Source organism: Luteimonas mephitis DSM 12574 (assembly GCF_000422305.1).
Taxonomy (GTDB): Bacteria; Pseudomonadota; Gammaproteobacteria; order Xanthomonadales; family Xanthomonadaceae; genus Luteimonas; species Luteimonas mephitis.
Map to the genome: position 1 here is coordinate 68,273 of NZ_AULN01000013.1, position 17,941 is coordinate 86,213.

Genomic DNA, 17,941 nt, shown 5'->3' on the forward strand with positions numbered 1-17,941 from the left:
ACGAGCAACTGAATTATCGCAGTTCCTCATCCATCGCAATGTCTTCGCTTCTGACCCGGCTTTCCAACCTTCATCCGAGTAGCTTTGGCGTAGCTCGCCACTCTTAGCCGAACATCACTCCGCTAACCTCCACCCCAACCCCGACCACCGACTCGCATGCCGCGCCAATGCCTCGGTGATCCCCTCCGCACTCCCCGCCACATGCAACTCCCGCCGCGCGCGCGTGATGCCGGTATAGACCAGCTCCCGCGACAGCACGCGGCTGTCGCGGGCGGGGAGGAGCAACCACACTTCATCGAACTCCGAGCCCTGCGCCTTGTGCACGGTCATCGCGAAGGCGCTGTCGTGCGCGGGCAGCGCGGCGGGGTGGAAGGCGCGCGGTGCGTCGGGGGTGTCGCCGGGGAACCAGGCCATGATGCTGCCGTCGGTGTCGCGGAAGCAGATGCCGATGTCGCCGTTGAACAGGCGGTGGCGGTAGCTGTTCTCGGTGACCAGCAGGAGGCGGCCGTGGAAGTGGCGGTTCGCGGCGGCGCCGGGGCCGGCGAGCAGGGGTTCGATGCGGGCGTTGAGGGTGCGGGCGCCCTGCGGGCCTTCGCGCACGGCGGTGAGCAGGCGCAGGCGCGAAGCGAGCGCGAGGGCTTCGGCGGGGTTGCCGGCGTTGGCAAGCGCGCGCCAGTGGGCGAGCAGGTGGTCGCGGTGGGTCTGCAGCGGGTCGGCGCTGCCTTCGTGGAAGTGCACGCCCGACAGGGTGCCGCCGCGCAGCAGCGACAGGGCGGTGGCGCTGTCGCCTGCGCGCACGGCGGCGGCGAGCGGGGCGAGCTGCAGGGCTTCGTGCTGGCGCCAGGAATGGGTGAGGTGGGTGCGGCGGGCGGGGAAGTTCGGGTTTGACGCAGTCATTGCGTGATCGCGGCCATGGGCCGCTCCTGCGGGGCCGGGCTGCGGCTGCAATGCGTTGGCGGCGTTGGCGGCGTCGGCGTCGCCCGCCGCCGCGGCGAGGATGCCGGTGAGGACGTCGCCGGCTTCGACCGAGGGAAGCTGGTCGGGGTCGCCGATGAGGATCAGGCGCGCGCCGTCGGGGACGGCTTCGACCAGCTTGGCCATCAGCGGCAGGTCGATCATCGAGGCTTCGTCGACGACCACCACGTCGAACGGCAGCGGGTTGTCGGCGTGGTGGCGGAAGCGCGGGCTGTCGGGAATGGTGCCGAGCAGGCGATGCAGGGTGGTGCCGGTGGTGGGCAAGGCGTCGATGACGCCGGTGTCGGTGCCGTCGACGGCCAGCACCCGCAGCGCGGTGCGCACGCTTTCGGCCATGCGTTCGGCGGCGCGACCGGTGGGGGCGGCCAGGGCGATGCGGGGTTCGGCGCGGTGCGCTTCGCGGGCCTGCTCGACGTGTTCCACCAGCCGGCGGGCGATGGTGGTGGTCTTGCCGGTGCCGGGGCCGCCGGTGACCAGGTCGACGCCGCCGGGGCCGGGCTGCGCGGCGATGCGCTGCAGGCCGGAGGCGACGCGGCGCTCGTACTCGCGGTAGCGGCGCAGGTAGAGCAGGCCCGATGCGCCGGGCGCGCCTTCGAACACCAGCGGGCGGCTCGCGTCGGAAACATCGGCGCCGGCTGCGGGCACGGCGACCCAGCGCGAGGCGGCCAGTTCGCGGCGCCAGGCGTCGGCGTCGGGCCACGGGATCTCGCTGTCGTGGTCGACCAGGATGCGCGGCGCGGCCGGGTCGAAGCCGGCGTGCCCGCGGGCGACGGCGAGCGAGGCGAGCGCGGCGGCGGCGAGGACGGCGTCGGGGGTGTCGGGGTCGAGGCGGCGCAGGCTTTGCGCAAGGGCGTGGTCGAGCGTGCGCAGGATGCCGGCGCGCCGGAGGGCGTCGAGGAGCGGGGTCGTGGTCATGGGGATGCTTCCTCGCGACCTGACGCGCCCTCATCCCGATCTCTCCCCCGCAGGCGGGAGCGGGGCTTTGATCCGGAAGGTGGTTCGGTGCCGCCGGCGAACAGGGCGTCGAGGGCGTGGACCAGTTCGGGATCGAAGCGCTGCGCGTGCACGCCTGCCGGCGGCCCTTCCGCGGACGCGCCAAGGTCGATGCCGCGGCAGAACACGTAGCGGATGCCGCCGAAGTCGCGCGCGTAGTCATAGGCGCCGCCGTCGGAGGCGTCGCCGAGGCGGAAGCGCAGCCAGCGATGCAGCGCCAGGGTGTAGATCAGCGCCTGCAGGTCGTACTCGCTGTGCGCCATGGCGTCGCGCAGCGCGGCGGCGTGGTAGCGCGGCAGGCGGTTGGACTTGTAGTCGAGCACGTGCCAGCGGCCGTCGTGCTGGTAGGTGAGATCGACCAGGCCGGTCATCAGGCCTTCCAGCCGCTGGCGCAGGCCGAAGCCGTGGCGGTCGCGGACCACGCCGTGCGCGTGCAGCAGCTGCAGCAGCGCGTCGACGCGGGTGGGCTGGAGGGCGAACTGGAACTCGATCTCGGGGCGGCGCGCGTCGTCGGGCACGTCGCACAGGCGCACGCCCTCGGGCAGCGGGACGCGCAGGGTGGCGCCGACCAGGCGCGTGACCAGGGCGATGCCGTCGTCGAGCACGTCGGCGGCGTAGCCCTCGGCGCGCAGGGCGTCGGCGATGACGCGCGCCTGCCCGGCCGGGGCCGCGTCGCCGGGCTGCCAGTCGCGCCAGGCGGCAAAGCCCGCCGGCTGCAGCGCGATCCGTTCGAACGCGGCGTGCAGCGCGACGCCGAAGCGGGTGCCTGCGAAGCGCGGGTCGAAGGCGTCGGCACCGGGCGCATCGACGTCTTCGGACGCGGCCGGTTCGTCGCGGCCGCCGGGCACGGGCAGCGTGGCGGCGGCGGACGGATCGTTGCCGGCGTCGGCGTTGGACAGCTGGGTGAAGCTGTAGACCCACCAGTCGTGCGACAGCATGCGCGTGGCGACGCGCGCGGGCGGCACGGCGGCGTCGGATTCGGGCGGCAGGCGCGGCAGCTGCGCGGGCGGCGGGTTGTCGTCGAAGGCGATGCCGGGCACGGCGGCGAGCGCAGCCTCGTCACGCAGCATGGGCGCCAGCGCGGCGTTGTCGTGGTTGGAGAACAGGCCGGTGGCGATCCACAGCGCATGTTCGGCGCGGGTCATGCCGACGTAGAGCAGGCGCGCGTCCTCGGCGCGCTGCTCGATCTTCCATGCCTCCTTCGCGTACTCCCAGTCCGCATCGTCGAGGGCGATCTGCCAGTGCAGGCGGCGCTCGCTGTGTTCGTGGTGCGCCACGCAGTGCCGGCCGGGCGAAGGTTCCTTGCGGCCGATGCCGGCGAACGGCAGGAACACCAGCGGGTACTCCAGGCCCTTGCTCTTGTGCAGGGTGACGATCTGCACGCGGCGCGCGTCGGACTCGAGCCGCAGCAGCTGGGTTTCGTCGTCGGGATCGGCCTGCGCGATGCGCCGGCCCAGCCAGTCGACCAGGCCGTGCAGGCCAAGCGCGAGCGCCTGCGCTTCGGCCAGCGCTTCGCCCAGCTGCAGGTAGTTGCTGACCCGGCGCTCGCCGTCGACCAGGCCGAGCAGGCGCTGCGCGTGCGCCGCGCACAGGTCGCCGACCAGGGCGAGCGGGCCGCCGCGCAGCAGGCGTTCGCGCCAGGCCAGCGCCTTGCGCTGCCACTCGCGGTGCGCGTCGCCGGCCGGCTTGTCGACGGGATGCTCGAGCGCATCGATGGCGGCGGCATCCTCGCCGACCAGCACCGTGGACAGCGCCGCGCGCAGGCGGCCGTCGTCGCCGCCCTGCAGCAGCGCGAGCAGCAGCGTGTGCAGCTCGCGCGCTTCGCTGGTGGCGAACAGGCTCTGCTTGCCCGCCGCAACGGCGGGGATGCCGGCGGCGGCGAGCGCCTGCTGGATGCGGCTGGCCTCGAAGTGGGTGCGCACCAGCACGGCGATGTCGCCGGGTTGCACCGGTGCGCCGTCGATCGTGGCGCGGCCCGCGCGCGCATCGCCCAGCACGGCGTGGATCGCGGCGACGCAGGCGCCGGTGGCGAGCGTGCGCGAGTCCTCGGCGTTCCAGGGTTTGACCCTGCCCCGGGAATCGGGCGGCGGCTCGGGCGCCTGCCAGACGGTGAGCGCAGGTGCCGGCGCGCCATCGCGCAGGAAGTCCGCGTCGACGCGGCGGCCGCCGGCGCTGACCTTGCGGAACCCGATGCGCGGATCGACGAAGGCGTCCTCGCCGGCTTGCGCATACAGCGCGTCGACCGCCGCCAGCACCGAGGGCCGCGAGCGGAAGTTGTGGGCAAGCGGCGGCGCCTGGATCGCGCTGTCGCGCGCCTGCAGGTAGGCATGCACGTCGCCGCCGCGGAAGCCGTAGATCGCCTGCTTGGGATCGCCGATGAGAAACAACGCCGGCTCGGCGCTGCCGCCGCCGAACACGCGCTCGAAGATCTTCCACTGGCGCGTGTCGGTGTCCTGGAACTCGTCCACCAGCGCCACCGCGTACTGCGCGCGCAGGCCGCGCGCGAGCGCATCGCCGCGCGGGCCGTCGAGCGCGTCGGCGACGCCGTCGATGAGGTCGTCATAGGTCTGCACGCGGTTCTGCCGCTTGAGCAGCGCCAGGCGCGCGCGCGCATCGTCGCGCAGGTGGTGCAGCAGCACGACGCGGCGACGGGAGAGGAATTCCTCGCGGGCCTGCAGCGCGTCGAGATACGGCGGCACCAGCGCGCACAGCGGCGAGTCGGGCGTGCGCCCGGCGTGCGTCTTGTTGGTCCTGGCCTGCAGCGCTTCCGGGGCCAGGCGCGCAACGCGCTGGTCGAGCTGCGCGGCAAAGTCGCCGGCCTCGCACCACGCGTCCAGCTGCGCCCACAGCGCGCGGATCCAGTCGGCCTTGTAGCTGTTGCCGTTGAGCACCTTGCGGTCGACGGCGTCCAGCAGCACGGCGAGGAAATCATCGCCGTGCGCGCGGAAGCCCGCGGCCAGCGCCTGCCCCGCCGCGTGCAGCGCGGGCGCGGGAACCGGCGGCAGCGATGCAGCCGGCGGCAGCAGGACCGGTTCGCGCAGCAGCGCGCCGAGGTCGGCGGCCAGCGCCGTCGGCCCTTCCTTCCACAGTGCGGCGAGGTCGTCGGCGCCGTCGGCGTCGCGCCCGTGCGCACGCCACAGGTCGGCGGCAAGCGCCTCGCGCAGCTCGCGGTCGTTGCCCAGCAGGTCCGGCGGGTCGAAGCCCTGCCCGCTTTCCAGCGCGTGCTCGCGCAGCACGCGGGCGCAGAAGCCGTGGATGGTGAAGATCGCGGCGAGGTCGACTTCCATCACCGCCCGCTGCAGCCGCCGGCGCAGCGCGTCCTCGCTTTCGCCGCTGCGCTGGCGATGCGCGCGCAGGATGTCGCGCGTCAACGCGACTTCGGCGTTCTCTTCTTCGCCCGCGCGCGCGTCGACCAGTTCGAGCGCCAGCTGCAGGCGTTCGCGGATGCGCTTGCGCAGCTCCTGCGTGGCCGCCTCGGTGTAGGTCACCGCCAGCACCTGGCCCACGCGCAGGCCGCGTTCGACCACCAGCCGCGCCACCAGCGTGGCTAGGGTGAAGGTCTTGCCGGTGCCGGCGGAGGCTTCGACCAGGCGCACGCCGTCGAGCGGCAGGTCCAGGTACGGGTCGCGTGCGGAAACGTCGCTCATGCGGCGTCCTCCGCATCGTCGTCAGCGGGGGGTTCGAACCCGCCCGGCGCGGCCGCGGGCTGGCCGTGCAGCACCGCGCCGTAGATGGCGAACGCCGTGTCGGCGAACTCCTGCAGCGCTTCGGCATCGGCGAACGGGTCGCGCCCGCGCAGGGCCAGCCGCAGCGCCTCGCCGTCGCCCTCGGCCCAGCTGCGCGCGCTGCCGCGCCAGCGGTCGCGGGCAGCACGCACGCCGCGCTCCTGGTTCGGCGCGGCAAACAGGGCCCACGCGCTGTACGGCGCGAACGGCAGCGGCCGTCGCAGGCCTTCGGCGCGCAGGGCCAGCAGGCCGCGCAGCGCGTCGATGGCGGCGTCGCGCGACAGCGCCTCGCGCGGATACGCGCCGACGCCGTGATCCACGTTGTCCTGGAATTCGACGAACGGCAGTTCCAGCCCGGCCGCCGCGGCCAGCAGCCAGTCCAGTCCATTGCGGATCGCCGACGGCCCGTTGCGTTCGCCGAAGCGCAGCCGCGCGATGCCCTGCGGCCACGCGTCGGCCAGGCGGCCGTGCAGGCGCAGGCCGTCGATCTGTACGTCGAGCGACAGCGACTGCGGCTGCGCGTCGCCGCACCACTGCGCGAAGTGCTGCGCGTACGGCCGCACTTCATCGAGCACCTCGGCCAGTGCGCGCCGGCCCAGCGGCCCGGACGGCAGCAGGCCGCGCGCGCGCAGCGCCGGATGCATGGCGTCGGGTTTGTCGCCTGCGAGCAGCGCGTCGAACACCGCGCGCTGCAGCTGGTTGCGTTCGAGTCCGCGACCCGGCGCCTGCAGCGGTTCGATGTCTTCGCCCGCCGCGTCCACTTCCGCGAGGCGCAGGCCCAGGCGCTGGCGCAGGAACTGCTCGGCCGGCGCCATCAGGAAGCGGCGCAGCGCGTCGAGCGACAGTTCGGTTTCGGGCTCGGACGGCGGCGCCAGTGCGGCAGCCGCGTCCATCCACGGCGCCAGCGTCGTGCGCGTGCCGGACAGCCTCCCGGCCGCAGGGTGCCAGTGTTCGCGATAGCTGAAATGGCGCGCGTCGCCGCTGCCGAACGCGGCCGGCGAGAACGGCTGCAGCGGATGCCGCAGCACCAGCGCTTCGACGATCTCCGCCTTCTTTTTTGAACGCGCGGGATCGTCCGGCGCGACGTGGTAGTCCGCCGCCGCGGCGAGCAGTTCGGACACCACCGCCGACGGCTCGCGCGCGCTGCCGTCGCGCGGGTCGGCGCCGAGCCAGCTGACGTGGAACACGTCCTGCGCGGCGGAGAACAGCTGCAGGAACAGGTAGCGGTCGTCGTCGCGGGTGGAGCGGTCACCGTAGCGGCGCTGGTCTGTGCCCAGCGCCGCGGTGAGGCGGTTGAGGCCGGCGGCCGGATCGCGGCGCGGGAAGTCGCCGTCGTTCATGCCGAGCAGGCAGATCACCCGGAACGGCAGCAGCCGCATCGGCACCATGCGCGCGAAGCTGACGCCGCCGGTGAGCAGCGGCGCGCGGGTATCGGCCTCGCCCAGCACGGCGGCGAAGTGCGCGCGCACCACTTCACCCGGCACCGGCGCGTCGAATCCGGCGCGTTCGGCCTGGGCGGCGAACGCTTCGACCAGCGAGCGCAGCCGGTCGAGCGCACGCTGGCCGCCCTGCGTCGAAGGCGGCCGCGGCAGCAGCGCGTCGAGCAGTTCGAGCAGGCGCTCGCGCCAGCGCGCCGGCGACATGGCTTCGCCCAGCACGCGCTGGTGCCGGGCAAGCACGCGAAGCAGCCGCACGAGGGTGTCGAGCGCGTCGAGCGCGCCGCCTTCCAGCTCCGGCCACGGCGCGACCACCTGCGCGTCGCCGCGGATCTGGCTGTCGTCGCCGCTGGCGTGGCCGAGCAGCAGCCGGTCGAGCGCGAACTGCCAGGTGTAGGCGTCGTCGTCCGGCGCGCCCTGGTGCGCGCGGTGCGCGGCGTCGATGCCCCAGCGCGCGCCGGCGGCATGCAGCCAGCCGTGCAGGCGTTCGAACGCGCCGGCATCGAGGCCCGCGGCCTCGGCCAGCGGCGGGCTGGCGAGCAGGTCGAGCGTCTCGACCAGCCCGAAGCGCGACACCGGCAGCGCCAGCAGGCGCAGGAACGCGGCGGCCAGCGGCTCATCGGCGAGCGGGCTGGCGTCGGCCATCGCCCACGGGATCGGCGGTCCGGACGCGCCGTCGCCGTGGCCGCCGAACACCGCGTCCAGGTACGGCACGTAGGGATCGATGTCCGGTGCCAGCACCGCAATCTCGCGCGGCTGCAGTGGCGGGTCGAAACGCTTGTCTTCCAGCAGCGCGCGCAGGCGGTCGTGCAGCACCTGCAGTTCGCGCAGGCGGGTGTGGCAGGCGTGGGCCTGCAGGCTGGGATCGTCGCGATCGACCTCGGCGCGCGGCGTGCCGGCCGGCCGCGCGCGGCGGTGGAACAGGTCGGCCTGCATGCGGTGCAGCAGGCTGTCGCGCAGCCCGCCTTCGGCGAGGGTTGGTGCTGTGGAGGCTTCCGGATCCGCATACGCGGCGATCTCGCCGGAGGGATGCACCACTTCGTAGCTGCCCAGCAGCGCCATGAAATCTTTTCCGGCCGAGCCCCAGGCGCGCAGCAGCGGGTTGTCGGCGGCTTCGTCCCCGAATGGCTCGTCGCCCGCGCGCAGCCGCGCGCCGAGCGACTGCAGGTCGCCCCAGTATTCCTTCGTCGGCGTGGGCAGGTAGAAGTGCAGCGTGCCGGCGCGGGCCTGGGTGGCCATCACCCGCAGCACGTCGGGCGAGACGTTGAGCGTGCCGAAGGCGAACAGCCGCGGCGGCAGGCCTGCGGGCACGGCGGCGCTGTCGTCGCCGGACAGGCTTCCGAACCTCGCGAGGTAATCCTGGATGCGGCGGGCGCGGTGGTCGCGGCCGCTGGCGACCGCGCGCCACAGGATCGCCTGCGGGTCGTCGCGGTCGGCGCCGGCTTCCCAGCGCAGCAGCCAGTCGCGGCGCCAGGCCTGGTACTTGCCGAACACGCCGGCCAGTTCACCGGCCAGGGTCCACGCCTTCAGCGGATCGTCGCCGTCGAGGTAGGCGGCCAACTGCGCCAGCGCCGGGCGCGCGCGCAGGGCCGGGTCGAGCAGCGCGGCGTACAGGTGCCAGTGCAGGCTGTCGGCGTCGAGTTCTTCGGTACTCGCATCTGCATCCGGCGCCGGGTTGGCGGCCAGTGCGCGGGCGACGAATTCGCCGGGGGTGAGGAACTCGAGGTTGGCGGCGATGCCGTGGCGCGCGGCCAGCGTCGCCTGCAGCCAGCGCCGCATCGCCACCTGCGGGACCAGGATCGTGTCCGGCGCCAGCAGCGGCTGCCCGGGCGCGGGCGTGCGCAGCTCCTCGGCCAGCAGCGCGGCGAGCACGTCGAGGGCATTGGAGTGGTAGAGGCGGAAGTCGCCGGTGCGCGCAGCCATGCGTTCATGATGCCGGAGCGTTGTCGCACCCCGCGATACGAAAATGTCGGGCGGGGTTGCGGCGTAGGAGCGGCGGAAGCCGCGAAGCCTTCCCGGTAAAGCTTCGCGGCTTCCGCCGCTCCTACAACAACCAGGGTCCAGAGCGCGGAAGCCGCTCCTACGGAGCTGGCGGAATTACGCCATAATTCCTGTACCGCCCGGTTCACCCACTCCGGCCCTGTTCAGCCGGTTTTGTCCAAGCTGCGCGGGATTTCGTCCGCATGATTGCGGTCCCCCGCTTCCGAGCCTCCCCCGCATGCCCGTCGCCACGCCAACGCAAGACATCGCCGTGCGCCTGACCGACGTCCGCCTCGACCGCGGCGCGCGGGCGGTGCTGTCAGGGATCGACCTGGCGGTGCCGCGCGGCAGCATCACCGCGGTGCTGGGGCCCTCGGGCAGCGGCAAGTCGACGCTGCTGGCGGCGCTGACCGGCGAGCTGGTGCCGGCTGCCGGCACGGTGGAGGTGTTCGGCCAGCCGGTGCCGCGGCGCCAGCGCGCGCTGCTGGAGCTGCGCAAGGGCATCGGCGTGCTGTTGCAGGGCAACGGCCTGTTGACCGACCTGACCGTGGCCGAGAACGTCGCGCTGCCGCTGCGCACGCATACCAGGCTGCCGCGGCCGGTGATCGACCGGCTGGTGGCGATGAAGCTGCACGCGGTGGGCCTGCGCACCGCCGGGGATCTTTACCCGCGCGAGCTGTCCGGCGGCATGGCGCGCCGCGTCGCCTTGGCGCGCGCGCTGGCGCTCGACCCGCCGCTGATGATCTACGACGAGCCGCTGACCGGGCTCGACCCGATCGCCAGCGGCGTGATCATGAGCCTGATCGCGCGCCTCAACGCCAGCCTCGGCCTGACCAGCATCATCGTCACCCACCACGTGCACGAGACGCTGCCGGTCGCCGACCGCGCGATCGTGATCGCCAACGGCCACATCGTGTTCTCCGGCACGCCTTCGGAGCTGGAGGCCACGGCCGATCCGCTGGTGCTGCAGTTCCTGCGCGGCGAGCCGGACGGGCCCATCGCGTTCGATACCGCCGAACGCAGCCGGGAGGCCGCGTGATGCCGTTCGTCGCTGCGACCCGCTCGCTCGGCCGTGCGGGGCTGTTCTCGCTGTCGGTGCTGCGCGCGTCGAAGCCGAGCGCGGACTTCTTCGCCGAGCTGGTGCGCGAGATCTACAAGATCGGCGCGCGCTCGCTGCCGATCATCGCGGTCGGCGGCGCCTTCGTCGGCCTGTCGGTCACGCTGCTGGGCTACCGCGCGCTGGAGACCTACGGCGCGGCCAACCAGATCAGCGCGCTGGTCGGCCTGGGCCTGTACCGCGAGCTGGCGCCGGTGCTGACCGCGCTGCTGTTCATCGGTCGCGCCGGTTCGTCGATCGCCGCCGAGCTGGGCCTGATGCGCGCGACCGACCAGATCACCGCGCTCGGGCTGATGGCGATCGATCCGGTCGCCAAGGTCGTCGCGCCGCGCTTCTGGGCGGCGGTGATCTGCGTGCCGCTGCTGACCGGCTTCTTCTGCAGCCTCGGCATCAGCGCCAGCTATTTCGAAGCCGTGCACGTGATCGGCATCGACGCCGGCACGTTCTGGCAGGTGCTGCGCGACGCGGTCGACTATCGCCACGATTTCCTGGTCGCGTTCGAGAAGTCGGCGGTGTTCGGCGGCACCGCGGCGCTGGTGGCCTCGTACGTGGGCTACCACGCCGAGCCGACCATCGAAGGCACGTCGGTTGCGACCACGCGCGCGGTGGTCAACGCGTCCCTGCTGGTGCTGATGTTCAACTTCGTGCTGTCGGCGCTGCTGTTCCGCTGACGGCGCCTGGAAACACTTGAGGATTCCCACATGACAACCCGCGGTCCACGTCTCGAATTCGCGGTCGGTGCGTTCCTGCTGCTGGCGCTCGCGTCGCTGCTGGTGCTGGCGATCGCCTCGACCAACGGCAAGTTCGGCTTCGGCGGCGACACCTACGAACTCACCGCGCGCTTCACCAACATCGGGCCGCTGCGGCCGATGGCGCCGGTGAAGATCGGCGGCGTCACCATCGGCCGGGTCGGCGACATCACCCTCGACCCGGTCAAGCTCGACTCGGTGGTCACGCTCGACATCGACAACCGTTACAAGGACCTGTCCGCGGATACCTCCGCCGGCATCCTCACCAACGGCCTGCTCGGCGAAAGCTACATCGGCCTGCAGCCCGGCGGCGACGTCGAGACCTTGAAACCGGGCGAGGAGATCGCATTCACCACGCCTGCGGTCGACATCATCCAGATGGTCGGCAAGTACATGTTCAGCGGCGGCGGCGAGAAGGCCGCGGCCACCTCGAACGAAGCGGCCGGCAACGATGCCGGCGCGGCGCAACCTCCCACTCCCACGGAAGCCCCCCAGCCATGACCCGCAAGCTCATCCCCCTTCTTGTCGCCGGCGCGCTGCTGGCCACGGTGCCGGGCGTGGCGCCGGTGCAGGCCGCGCCGCAAGCCGCGTCCGAGGTCCGCGTGGCCTCGCCCAGCAAGCTGGTGCTCGACAACAGCCAGCGCATCCTGTCGACGCTGGAAAGCCGCCGCACCGAGTTCACGAAGAATCCGTCCGCGCTGCGCCAGTTCGTCATTGGCGAGTTCAACACCATGTTCGACCGCGACTACGCCGCGCGCCAGGTCCTCGGCCGCCACGGCCGCGGTGCGTCGGACGCCGACATCAAGGCCTTCGGCGACGCGCTCGCCGACAACCTGATGCAGCGCTACGGCACGTCGCTGCTCAGCTTCAACACCAGGCTGCGGGTGCGGGTGAAGTCGGAAACCCCGCTGCCGCGCGGCCTCGGTGTGAAGGTGTCCAGCGAGATGCTGCGCAGCGACGGCGACGCGATCCCGGTCGACTATCTGATGCGCATGTCCGGCGGCCAGTGGAAGGTGTTCGACGTGATGGTCGAGGGCGTGTCGTTCGTGCAGACCTTCCGCCAGCAGTTCGACCAGGAGCTGCAGAACAAGTCGATCGCGCAGGTCGCGGCCGAACTGCGCAACGGGCAGCTGCAGGCCGATGCCGACAAGTAACGCCGGCATGCGCCGCGACGGCGACGCGCTGGTGTTCGCCGGCGCGCTGTTGCGCGACGACGTGGCCGCGCTGTGGCGGCAGGCGGCGGCCGCGCTCGACGGGGTGCGCCGTTTCGACCTGCAGGCGGTGTCCCGCATAGACAGCGCCGGCCTCGCGCTGCTGGCCGAGTTGACCACGCGCGCAGGCGGCGGCATCGCCATCGACGGCACGCCCGCCGGCCTGGCCGAACTGCGCGCGGCCTACCGGCTGGACGCGGCGCTGGGCTTCGCGGCCTGAGCACCTCGACGACCGCCCGGCACGCGCGCCTTTTCTTCCCCCGATTCCAGCGAACCCCCGCCCCATGACCCGCCTTGCCGCCTACCGCATCACGTTCTGCATCCCGCTGGTCCTGGCGCTGGCCGCCTGCGCCGGCCACGGCGTGCGCAACGATGCGCCACCGCCGGTGGCGGCGGTCGCGGCGGCGGCGCCGGCGATCCAGCCGCAGGCGGCGGATGCGGTGGATGCGGCAACACCGGCGCCATCCGCCGATGCCGGCGCGGCGAACGCGGTGGCACGCGACGACGGCGTTCCGGAACCGGGCGCCGCCGCTGCGGCCGACGGCGCGGTGGACGCCACCGTGCCCACCCAGGCCGAGCTCGATTACGCCGCGCTCTACGGCGAGCCGCCCTACAACCCGGTCTACGACGCCACCCTGCCCGCGCCGGCACAGCTGCCCAGCAGCTACGACCCCTGGGAGGGGCTCAATCGCCGCGTGCACACGTTCAACAATGCCGTCGACCGTGCCATCGCCAAGCCGCTGGCCAAGGCCTACGTGAAGGTAGTGCCGCGACCGGTGCGGCTGGGCGTGAGCAACTTCTTCCACAACCTCGGCCAGCCGGTCAGCGCGCTCAACGCGCTGCTGCAGGGCAAGCCGAAACAGGCGGCGCAGGCGCTGGGCCGCTTCGCGCTCAACAGCACGCTGGGCATCGGCGGCATTTTCGATCCGGCCAGCGACGCCAAGCTGCCCAACAAGAGCGAGGACTTCGGCCAGACGCTGGGCGTGTGGGGCTGGAAGACCTCGCGCTACGTCGAGCTGCCCCTGTTCGGCCCGCGTACCGTGCGCGATGCCTTCGGCCTGGTCGGCGACGGCCAGCTGTCGCCGATCCGCCAGGTCGAGGACGACAAGACCCGCGTGTTCCTGCAGGGCCTGCAACTGGTCGACGTGCGCACGCAGCTGTTCGCCGTGGACAGCATGCGCGCCGGCGCGGTCGACGATTACACGTTGGTGCGCGATGCCTGGCTGCAGCGCCGCAACTACCAGATCTTCGGCGACCGCGAGCAGAAAGCCGAAGACGATGCGCTGCCCGACTATCTGCGCGAGGACAACGGCAACCCGATGGTGCCGGTGGACGCGATGCCGATCATCCCGGGCGCGCCGACCAACTGAGCCTCACCGCCGCAGCGGCCCCACCTGCCTGCCTCGTAGGAGCGGCCCATGGCCGCGAGTTCCTGCTTTTGCCTGACGGAGAGGCGAGCGACCACGGCCAGAGCTCGCGGCCATGGGCCGCTCCTACAGCCTCACTCGCCGTCGTCGTCGCCGAGCAGCTTCTGCGCCTCCGCGCCCGGCAGCGTCTCCACGCCCTTGAGCTGGCGCTCGATCGCGCGCGTACGCACGCCGGCGGCCTTGATGCTGTTCTGCACGGTGTCGAGCTGCCCGTGCGCCTTTTCCAGCACGCCGGCGAACTTGCCGAACTCGGCCTTCACCGCGCCCAGCAGCTGCCACACCTCGCTTGAACGCTGTTCGATCGCCAGCGTGCGAAAGCCCATCTGCAGGCTGTTGAGCAATGCCAGCAAAGTGGTCGGGCCCACCAGTGTCACCCGGAACTCGCGCTGCAGGCCGTCGAACAGCCCCGGTCGGCGCAGCACTTCGGCGTACAGCCCTTCGGTGGGCAGGAACAGCAGCGCGAAGTCGGTGGTGTGCGGCGGCGCCAGGTACTTGTCACGGATACGCCTGGCTTCCACGCGGACCTGGCGCTCGAGCGCGGTCGCTGCGGCGGCGACGCCGTCGGCGTCGGCGCGGTCGTGCGCGTCCATCAGCCGCTCGTAGTCCTCGCGCGGGAACTTGGCGTCGATCGGCAGCCGGATCGGCTGGTCGGCGTGGGTGCCGGGCAGCTTGACCGCGAACTCGACCCGCTCGCTACTGCCGGGGACGGTGATGCAGTTGGTCTCGTACTGCTCGATCGTCAGCACCTGCTCGAGCAGCGCACCCAGCTGCACCTCGCCGAAGGTGCCGCGGGTCTTGACGTTGCCGAGCACGCGCTTGAGGTCGCCGACGCCGACCGCCAGCTGCTGCATCTCGCCGAGGCCGCGCTGCACCGCTTCCAGCCGTTCGGACACCAGCTTGAACGACGCATCCAGGCGCGTGTTGAGCGTGGACTGCAGCTTCTCGTCGACGGTCGCGCGCATCTGCTCGAGTTTCGACGCGTTGTCGGCCTGCAGCTTCTGCAGCTGCGTCTCGAGCGTGGCGCGCATCTCGCCGATGCGCTGTTCGTTGCGCTGGGTCAGTTCGGCCAGGCGCAGGCCAAGGGTTTCGGCGAAGCGCTGCTGCAGGTCGGCGCCCTCGCTGCGCGCCTTGCGCGCGTCCTCGGTCAGGGCCTCGCGCAGCACGTCCAGGCGCTGGTCGGTGCGGGTGCTGAACTCGGTCAGGCGCGCGCCGAAGCCGTCGATGCGCTGCGCCTGCGCCGACGACAGGCTGTCGAGCTGCTGGCGCAGTTCGCCGCGGCCGTCGCGCTGCTCCTCGCGCAGCGCCGCCTCCAGCGCGCGCCCGGGCTTGCGCAGCAGCAGCACGACCAGCAGGATGATCGCCGCGAACACGGCGGCCAGCAGGAGCAGCAGGAGTTGGGTGTCGGACATGCCGCCAGTGTAAGCGCGGCCGTCGCAGCGGTTGCGATTCCCGCCCCTGCCGCCATGCACCGCGCGCACACCCATCGCGTCATCGACGCCGGCATCACCGCGCCGTGGCCATGATGCGTGGCGCAGGCGCCGCCGAGGAGAGCATCGTGGAACTGCGCAGCAAACGGGTTTACCTTCCTGCCGACGAGAGCGACGGCAACCGCGTCCTGGTCGACCGGCTGTGGCCGCGCGGCCTGTCGAAGGAAAAACTCGGCGACGTGGCCTGGATAAAGGACGTCGCCCCCAGCGACGCGCTGCGCAAGTGGTTCGGCCACGAGCCGGCGAAGTGGGATGAATTCCGCAAGCGCTACTTCGCCGAGCTCGACGCCAATCCCGAAGGCGTCACCGCACTGCGCGGGGCGCTGGTGGCGAAGGGGCGCAACACGCTGCTGTTCGGCACGCGCGAGGAAGAGCACAACAATGCCGTCGCGCTGTGCGAGTACCTGCGCACGCACCGCAGGCGCTGACCGGGCGAAACGGGCGGCCACTGCACCGATCGCGAAACACCGCTACTCCAGCACCTGCTCCGCGTCGACGATGTCCACGCCCTGCATCTGCCCGAGCAGCCTGTCGAACCAGGGCTTGTGCGTGGCTCCGACGATCGACAGGACGCGCGACCCGGGGCGATCCCCGAACGCTGCGCGGATGTTGCTGACCATGCGCAGGTTGCGACCCTCCCAGCCGGCCACGTAGCGCTGGGAGAAGTGCTGCGGCGATGCGTCGCGCAGGGCCGCGGCGAAATCCGATTCGACCCGAAGCTGCAGGTTCGCGGGCGCGTTGATGAACCGGTACAGCGCCAGCATCTCGCCTTGCCGCGCCAGCGCGTCCTCGCGGTCGCGCATCGGCCGGGCCCGCGGCGCGGCCTGGTCCCACAGCGCCATGATCGTCTTGCCGTATTCCTCGGCGCTGCCGCCCAGGTCGACGTTGTCGGCGGTGTGGTCGTCGATCGGATACACCCGCGCCAAGCCCAGCCGCGCCGCCAGGCGCGCGGCGATCTGGTAGCTCTCGTTGTCCCTGGCTTCGCGCGCACGCAGATCCTGCACAAGTGCGTCGTCGAGGCCGTCGCCGGCGCGGCGCTCCGCATCCGGCAGCTGCCACCACTGCACCAGCGCCGAGGCCGGGTCGCCGGCGGCCAGGAACCGCGACGCCAGGCGGCGGCGCTGCTCGGGGGTGGGCGCCTGCGGCCACGTCTCCAGGGTCCGCCGCACCTCGGCGATCGCCGCGGGCACGTCCAGGCCGGTCGCGCCCTTCGCAAGCGCCGTGTCGGGGCAGTAATGGTCGACGTCCGAAGGCAGGTACACGGCGGGATGGCGCCGCATCAGGTCGCAGGTTTCGCCCGACAACGCCTCGATGGTGATCACGTCCGGTGCGTAGGCGACCAGCTTCCGGAGCAGCGGCTGCAGCGATGCACGGTCGAACTCCGTGCCTTCCGGCAGCTGCGACAGATGCACGCTGCCCAGCACCAGCACCCGTGCGCGCGGCCCGGCCATGTCGCTGTCGAGCATCGACAGGTCGACCTGCGCCTGCGCCAGGCCGCACCAGGCCAGGGCCGCGACCAGCGCATACGTCGTCTTTCGTCCTCTCATCGCGTCACCCGGCGTGGCGTGGGCTCCGCAGGATCGCGGCGCGCGCCGTGTGCGGTCGAGTGCGGGAAGTCACGGCGCGCCGTGCGGATGGTGCCGGCGCGTCGGCGGCGCCTCAGTCCAGCACGCGGCAGAACACCGCTTTGAGGTAGCGCGACTCCGGCACGTTGGCGAGGAACGGATGGTCGGCGCCGGCGCCCGACACCTTCAGCACCTGCAGCGTGCGCCCCGCGTAGTAGCCGGCGCGGCGAAGCATGTCGAGGAACTGCTCCTCGCTGACGAGGCCGGTACACGAGAACGTCGCCAGCAGCCCGCCGGGTTTCACCACGCCCAGCGCGAGCTTGTTCATGTCGAGGTACTTCTTCAGCGCCGGGATCACCTGCTCGCGGTCGCGGGTCATCTTCGCCGGATCGAGGATCACCACGTCGTAGGCGTCGCCCGCGTTTGCCGCGTCGCGCAGCCACGGGAAGATGTCCGCCTGCACGAAGCGGATGCGCACGTCGTTGAGTTTCGCGTTGCCGCGGGCGATGTCGAGCACGTCCTGGTCGATGTCGATGCCGACCACCTCGCTCGCGCCGCGCACCGCCGCGTACACGCCGAAGCCGCCGGTGTTGCAGCACAGGTCGAGCACGCGCTTGCCCTCGACCTGGTGCGACAGCCATTCGCGGTTCTCGCGCTGGTCGGCGAAGAAGCCAGTCTTGTGCGCGCCCGCGGGATCGGCGCGGAAGCGGACGCCGTGCTCGGTGATGATCGCCGGCTCCGGCGTCGCGCCGGTGCTGCTGACCGGGCGATAGTCGAAGCTCTCCTGCTTCTGCACGTGCTCGTCGGCGAAGCTGTAGAAGCGCGCGTCGGGGAACTCATGCCGCAGCGCGTCGTAGATCCACTCGCGGTGCCGATACATGCCGGCGCTGAAGAACTCGACCACCAGCAGGTCGTCGTAGCGATCGACCACCAGCCCGCTGAGGCCATCGCCTTCGCTGTGCACCACGCGCCAGGCGTTGGACACCGCGTCCAACCGCAGGATCTCGCGGCGCAGGCGCACGGCCTCGCCGATACGGTGGACAAACCAGGCTGCATCGACGGCCACGCCCGGGTCGGCTTCCAGCATGCGCAGCGCGATGCGCGAGTGGCCGTTGTAGAAGCCGCGTCCGATCCAGGTGCCGTCAACGCCGACCACGTCGACGATGCTGCCGGGCTTCGGCCGCTGCGCCGGCTTGTCCACCAGCTTCTGGAAGATCCACGGGTGGCTGCCGCGCCAGGCGTTGCGCAGGCGGATGGTGGGGACGGTGTCGTTCAT

At 72.1% G+C, this 17,941-nt stretch carries 13 protein-coding genes; 7 read left to right on the forward strand and 6 right to left on the reverse strand.

The window, feature by feature from the left end; genetic code table 11:
• Positions 1-114: 114 nt before the first annotated feature.
• From recD to recC, 3 genes are read right to left on the reverse strand one after another with little or no spacing between them, the layout of a single operon-like run.
• Positions 115-1,890 carry an exodeoxyribonuclease V subunit alpha gene (recD, locus tag H570_RS16125; RefSeq protein WP_036134986.1) on the reverse strand — a complete coding sequence of 592 codons (1,776 nt, stop codon included), beginning with the start codon at positions 1,888-1,890 and terminating at the stop codon, positions 115-117.
• A complete protein-coding gene (locus tag H570_RS0102845) occupies positions 1,887-5,615 on the reverse strand; it encodes a UvrD-helicase domain-containing protein (protein ID WP_027079426.1) in 3,729 nt (1,242 codons plus the stop codon). Before H570_RS0102845 ends, recD begins: the two co-directional genes overlap by 4 nt.
• On the reverse strand, positions 5,612-9,052 hold the full coding sequence (gene recC, locus H570_RS16130) for an exodeoxyribonuclease V subunit gamma (RefSeq protein WP_051176039.1): 3,441 nt from the start codon (positions 9,050-9,052) through the stop codon (positions 5,612-5,614). Before recC ends, H570_RS0102845 begins: the two co-directional genes overlap by 4 nt.
• A gap of 295 nt (positions 9,053-9,347) precedes the next feature.
• Between recC and H570_RS0102855 the strand changes: the two genes are divergently transcribed.
• The 6 genes from H570_RS0102855 (at position 9,348) to H570_RS0102880 (ending at position 13,556) form a co-directional block, all read left to right on the forward strand.
• Positions 9,348-10,148: an ABC transporter ATP-binding protein gene (locus tag H570_RS0102855; RefSeq protein ID WP_036134989.1), complete on the forward strand. Its 801-nt coding sequence runs from the start codon at positions 9,348-9,350 to the stop codon at positions 10,146-10,148.
• Positions 10,148-10,897 (forward strand): MlaE family lipid ABC transporter permease subunit, encoded by a 750-nt coding sequence (locus H570_RS0102860; protein ID WP_027079428.1) that lies wholly within the window; start codon positions 10,148-10,150, stop codon positions 10,895-10,897. The genes H570_RS0102855 and H570_RS0102860 overlap by 1 nt, the downstream gene beginning before the upstream one ends.
• 30 nt (positions 10,898-10,927) lie before the next feature.
• Positions 10,928-11,476 carry an outer membrane lipid asymmetry maintenance protein MlaD gene (mlaD, locus tag H570_RS0102865; protein ID WP_027079429.1) on the forward strand — a complete coding sequence of 183 codons (549 nt, stop codon included), beginning with the start codon at positions 10,928-10,930 and terminating at the stop codon, positions 11,474-11,476.
• The gene (locus H570_RS0102870; RefSeq protein WP_027079430.1) at positions 11,473-12,129 is read left to right on the forward strand and encodes an MlaC/ttg2D family ABC transporter substrate-binding protein; all 657 of its coding nucleotides are present in this window, start codon (positions 11,473-11,475) and stop codon (positions 12,127-12,129) included. The genes mlaD and H570_RS0102870 overlap by 4 nt, the downstream gene beginning before the upstream one ends.
• 7 nt (positions 12,130-12,136) lie before the next feature.
• Complete coding sequence (locus tag H570_RS0102875; RefSeq protein ID WP_156899844.1) at positions 12,137-12,406, forward strand: STAS domain-containing protein; 270 nt, start codon at positions 12,137-12,139, stop codon at positions 12,404-12,406.
• A 64-nt stretch (positions 12,407-12,470) separates the two neighbouring features.
• Complete coding sequence (locus tag H570_RS0102880) at positions 12,471-13,556, forward strand: MlaA family lipoprotein (RefSeq protein WP_027079432.1); 1,086 nt, start codon at positions 12,471-12,473, stop codon at positions 13,554-13,556.
• 131 nt (positions 13,557-13,687) lie between these two features.
• Here H570_RS0102880 and H570_RS16135 read toward each other — a convergent pair whose 3' ends face one another.
• Positions 13,688-14,968, reverse strand: a complete 1,281-nt coding sequence (locus H570_RS16135; protein ID WP_051176121.1) for a DNA recombination protein RmuC — start codon at positions 14,966-14,968, stop codon at positions 13,688-13,690.
• Between the two features lie 164 nt (positions 14,969-15,132).
• Between H570_RS16135 and H570_RS0102890 the strand changes: the two genes are divergently transcribed.
• Positions 15,133-15,528: a DUF488 domain-containing protein gene (locus H570_RS0102890; RefSeq protein WP_245559535.1), complete on the forward strand. Its 396-nt coding sequence runs from the start codon at positions 15,133-15,135 to the stop codon at positions 15,526-15,528.
• 42 nt (positions 15,529-15,570) lie between these two features.
• Here H570_RS0102890 and H570_RS0102895 read toward each other — a convergent pair whose 3' ends face one another.
• Together H570_RS0102895 and H570_RS0102900 are read right to left on the reverse strand one after the other, a co-directional pair.
• The gene (locus H570_RS0102895; RefSeq protein WP_036134991.1) at positions 15,571-16,647 is read right to left on the reverse strand and encodes a DUF5694 domain-containing protein; all 1,077 of its coding nucleotides are present in this window, start codon (positions 16,645-16,647) and stop codon (positions 15,571-15,573) included.
• A 112-nt stretch (positions 16,648-16,759) separates the two neighbouring features.
• Positions 16,760-17,941, reverse strand: a complete 1,182-nt coding sequence (locus tag H570_RS0102900; RefSeq protein WP_027079435.1) for a class I SAM-dependent rRNA methyltransferase — start codon at positions 17,939-17,941, stop codon at positions 16,760-16,762.

Excerpts from the sequence above, each read along its gene's own strand:
- H570_RS0102900 (WP_027079435.1), bottom strand. The coding sequence starts at position 17,941 with ATGAACGACACCGTCCCCACCATCCGCCTGCGCAACGCCTGGCGCGGC.
- H570_RS0102890 (WP_245559535.1), top strand. The coding sequence starts at position 15,133 with ATGATGCGTGGCGCAGGCGCCGCCGAGGAGAGCATCGTGGAACTGCGC.
- mlaD (WP_027079429.1), top strand. The coding sequence starts at position 10,928 with ATGACAACCCGCGGTCCACGTCTCGAATTCGCGGTCGGTGCGTTCCTG.
- recC (WP_051176039.1), bottom strand. The coding sequence starts at position 9,052 with ATGGCTGCGCGCACCGGCGACTTCCGCCTCTACCACTCCAATGCCCTC.
- H570_RS0102875 (WP_156899844.1), top strand. The coding sequence starts at position 12,137 with ATGCGCCGCGACGGCGACGCGCTGGTGTTCGCCGGCGCGCTGTTGCGC.
- H570_RS0102860 (WP_027079428.1), top strand. The coding sequence starts at position 10,148 with ATGCCGTTCGTCGCTGCGACCCGCTCGCTCGGCCGTGCGGGGCTGTTC.
- H570_RS0102880 (WP_027079432.1), top strand. The coding sequence starts at position 12,471 with ATGACCCGCCTTGCCGCCTACCGCATCACGTTCTGCATCCCGCTGGTC.
- H570_RS0102855 (WP_036134989.1), top strand. The coding sequence starts at position 9,348 with ATGCCCGTCGCCACGCCAACGCAAGACATCGCCGTGCGCCTGACCGAC.
- H570_RS0102870 (WP_027079430.1), top strand. The coding sequence starts at position 11,473 with ATGACCCGCAAGCTCATCCCCCTTCTTGTCGCCGGCGCGCTGCTGGCC.
- H570_RS0102845 (WP_027079426.1), bottom strand. The coding sequence starts at position 5,615 with ATGAGCGACGTTTCCGCACGCGACCCGTACCTGGACCTGCCGCTCGAC.
- H570_RS0102895 (WP_036134991.1), bottom strand. The coding sequence starts at position 16,647 with ATGAGAGGACGAAAGACGACGTATGCGCTGGTCGCGGCCCTGGCCTGG.
- recD (WP_036134986.1), bottom strand. The coding sequence starts at position 1,890 with ATGACCACGACCCCGCTCCTCGACGCCCTCCGGCGCGCCGGCATCCTG.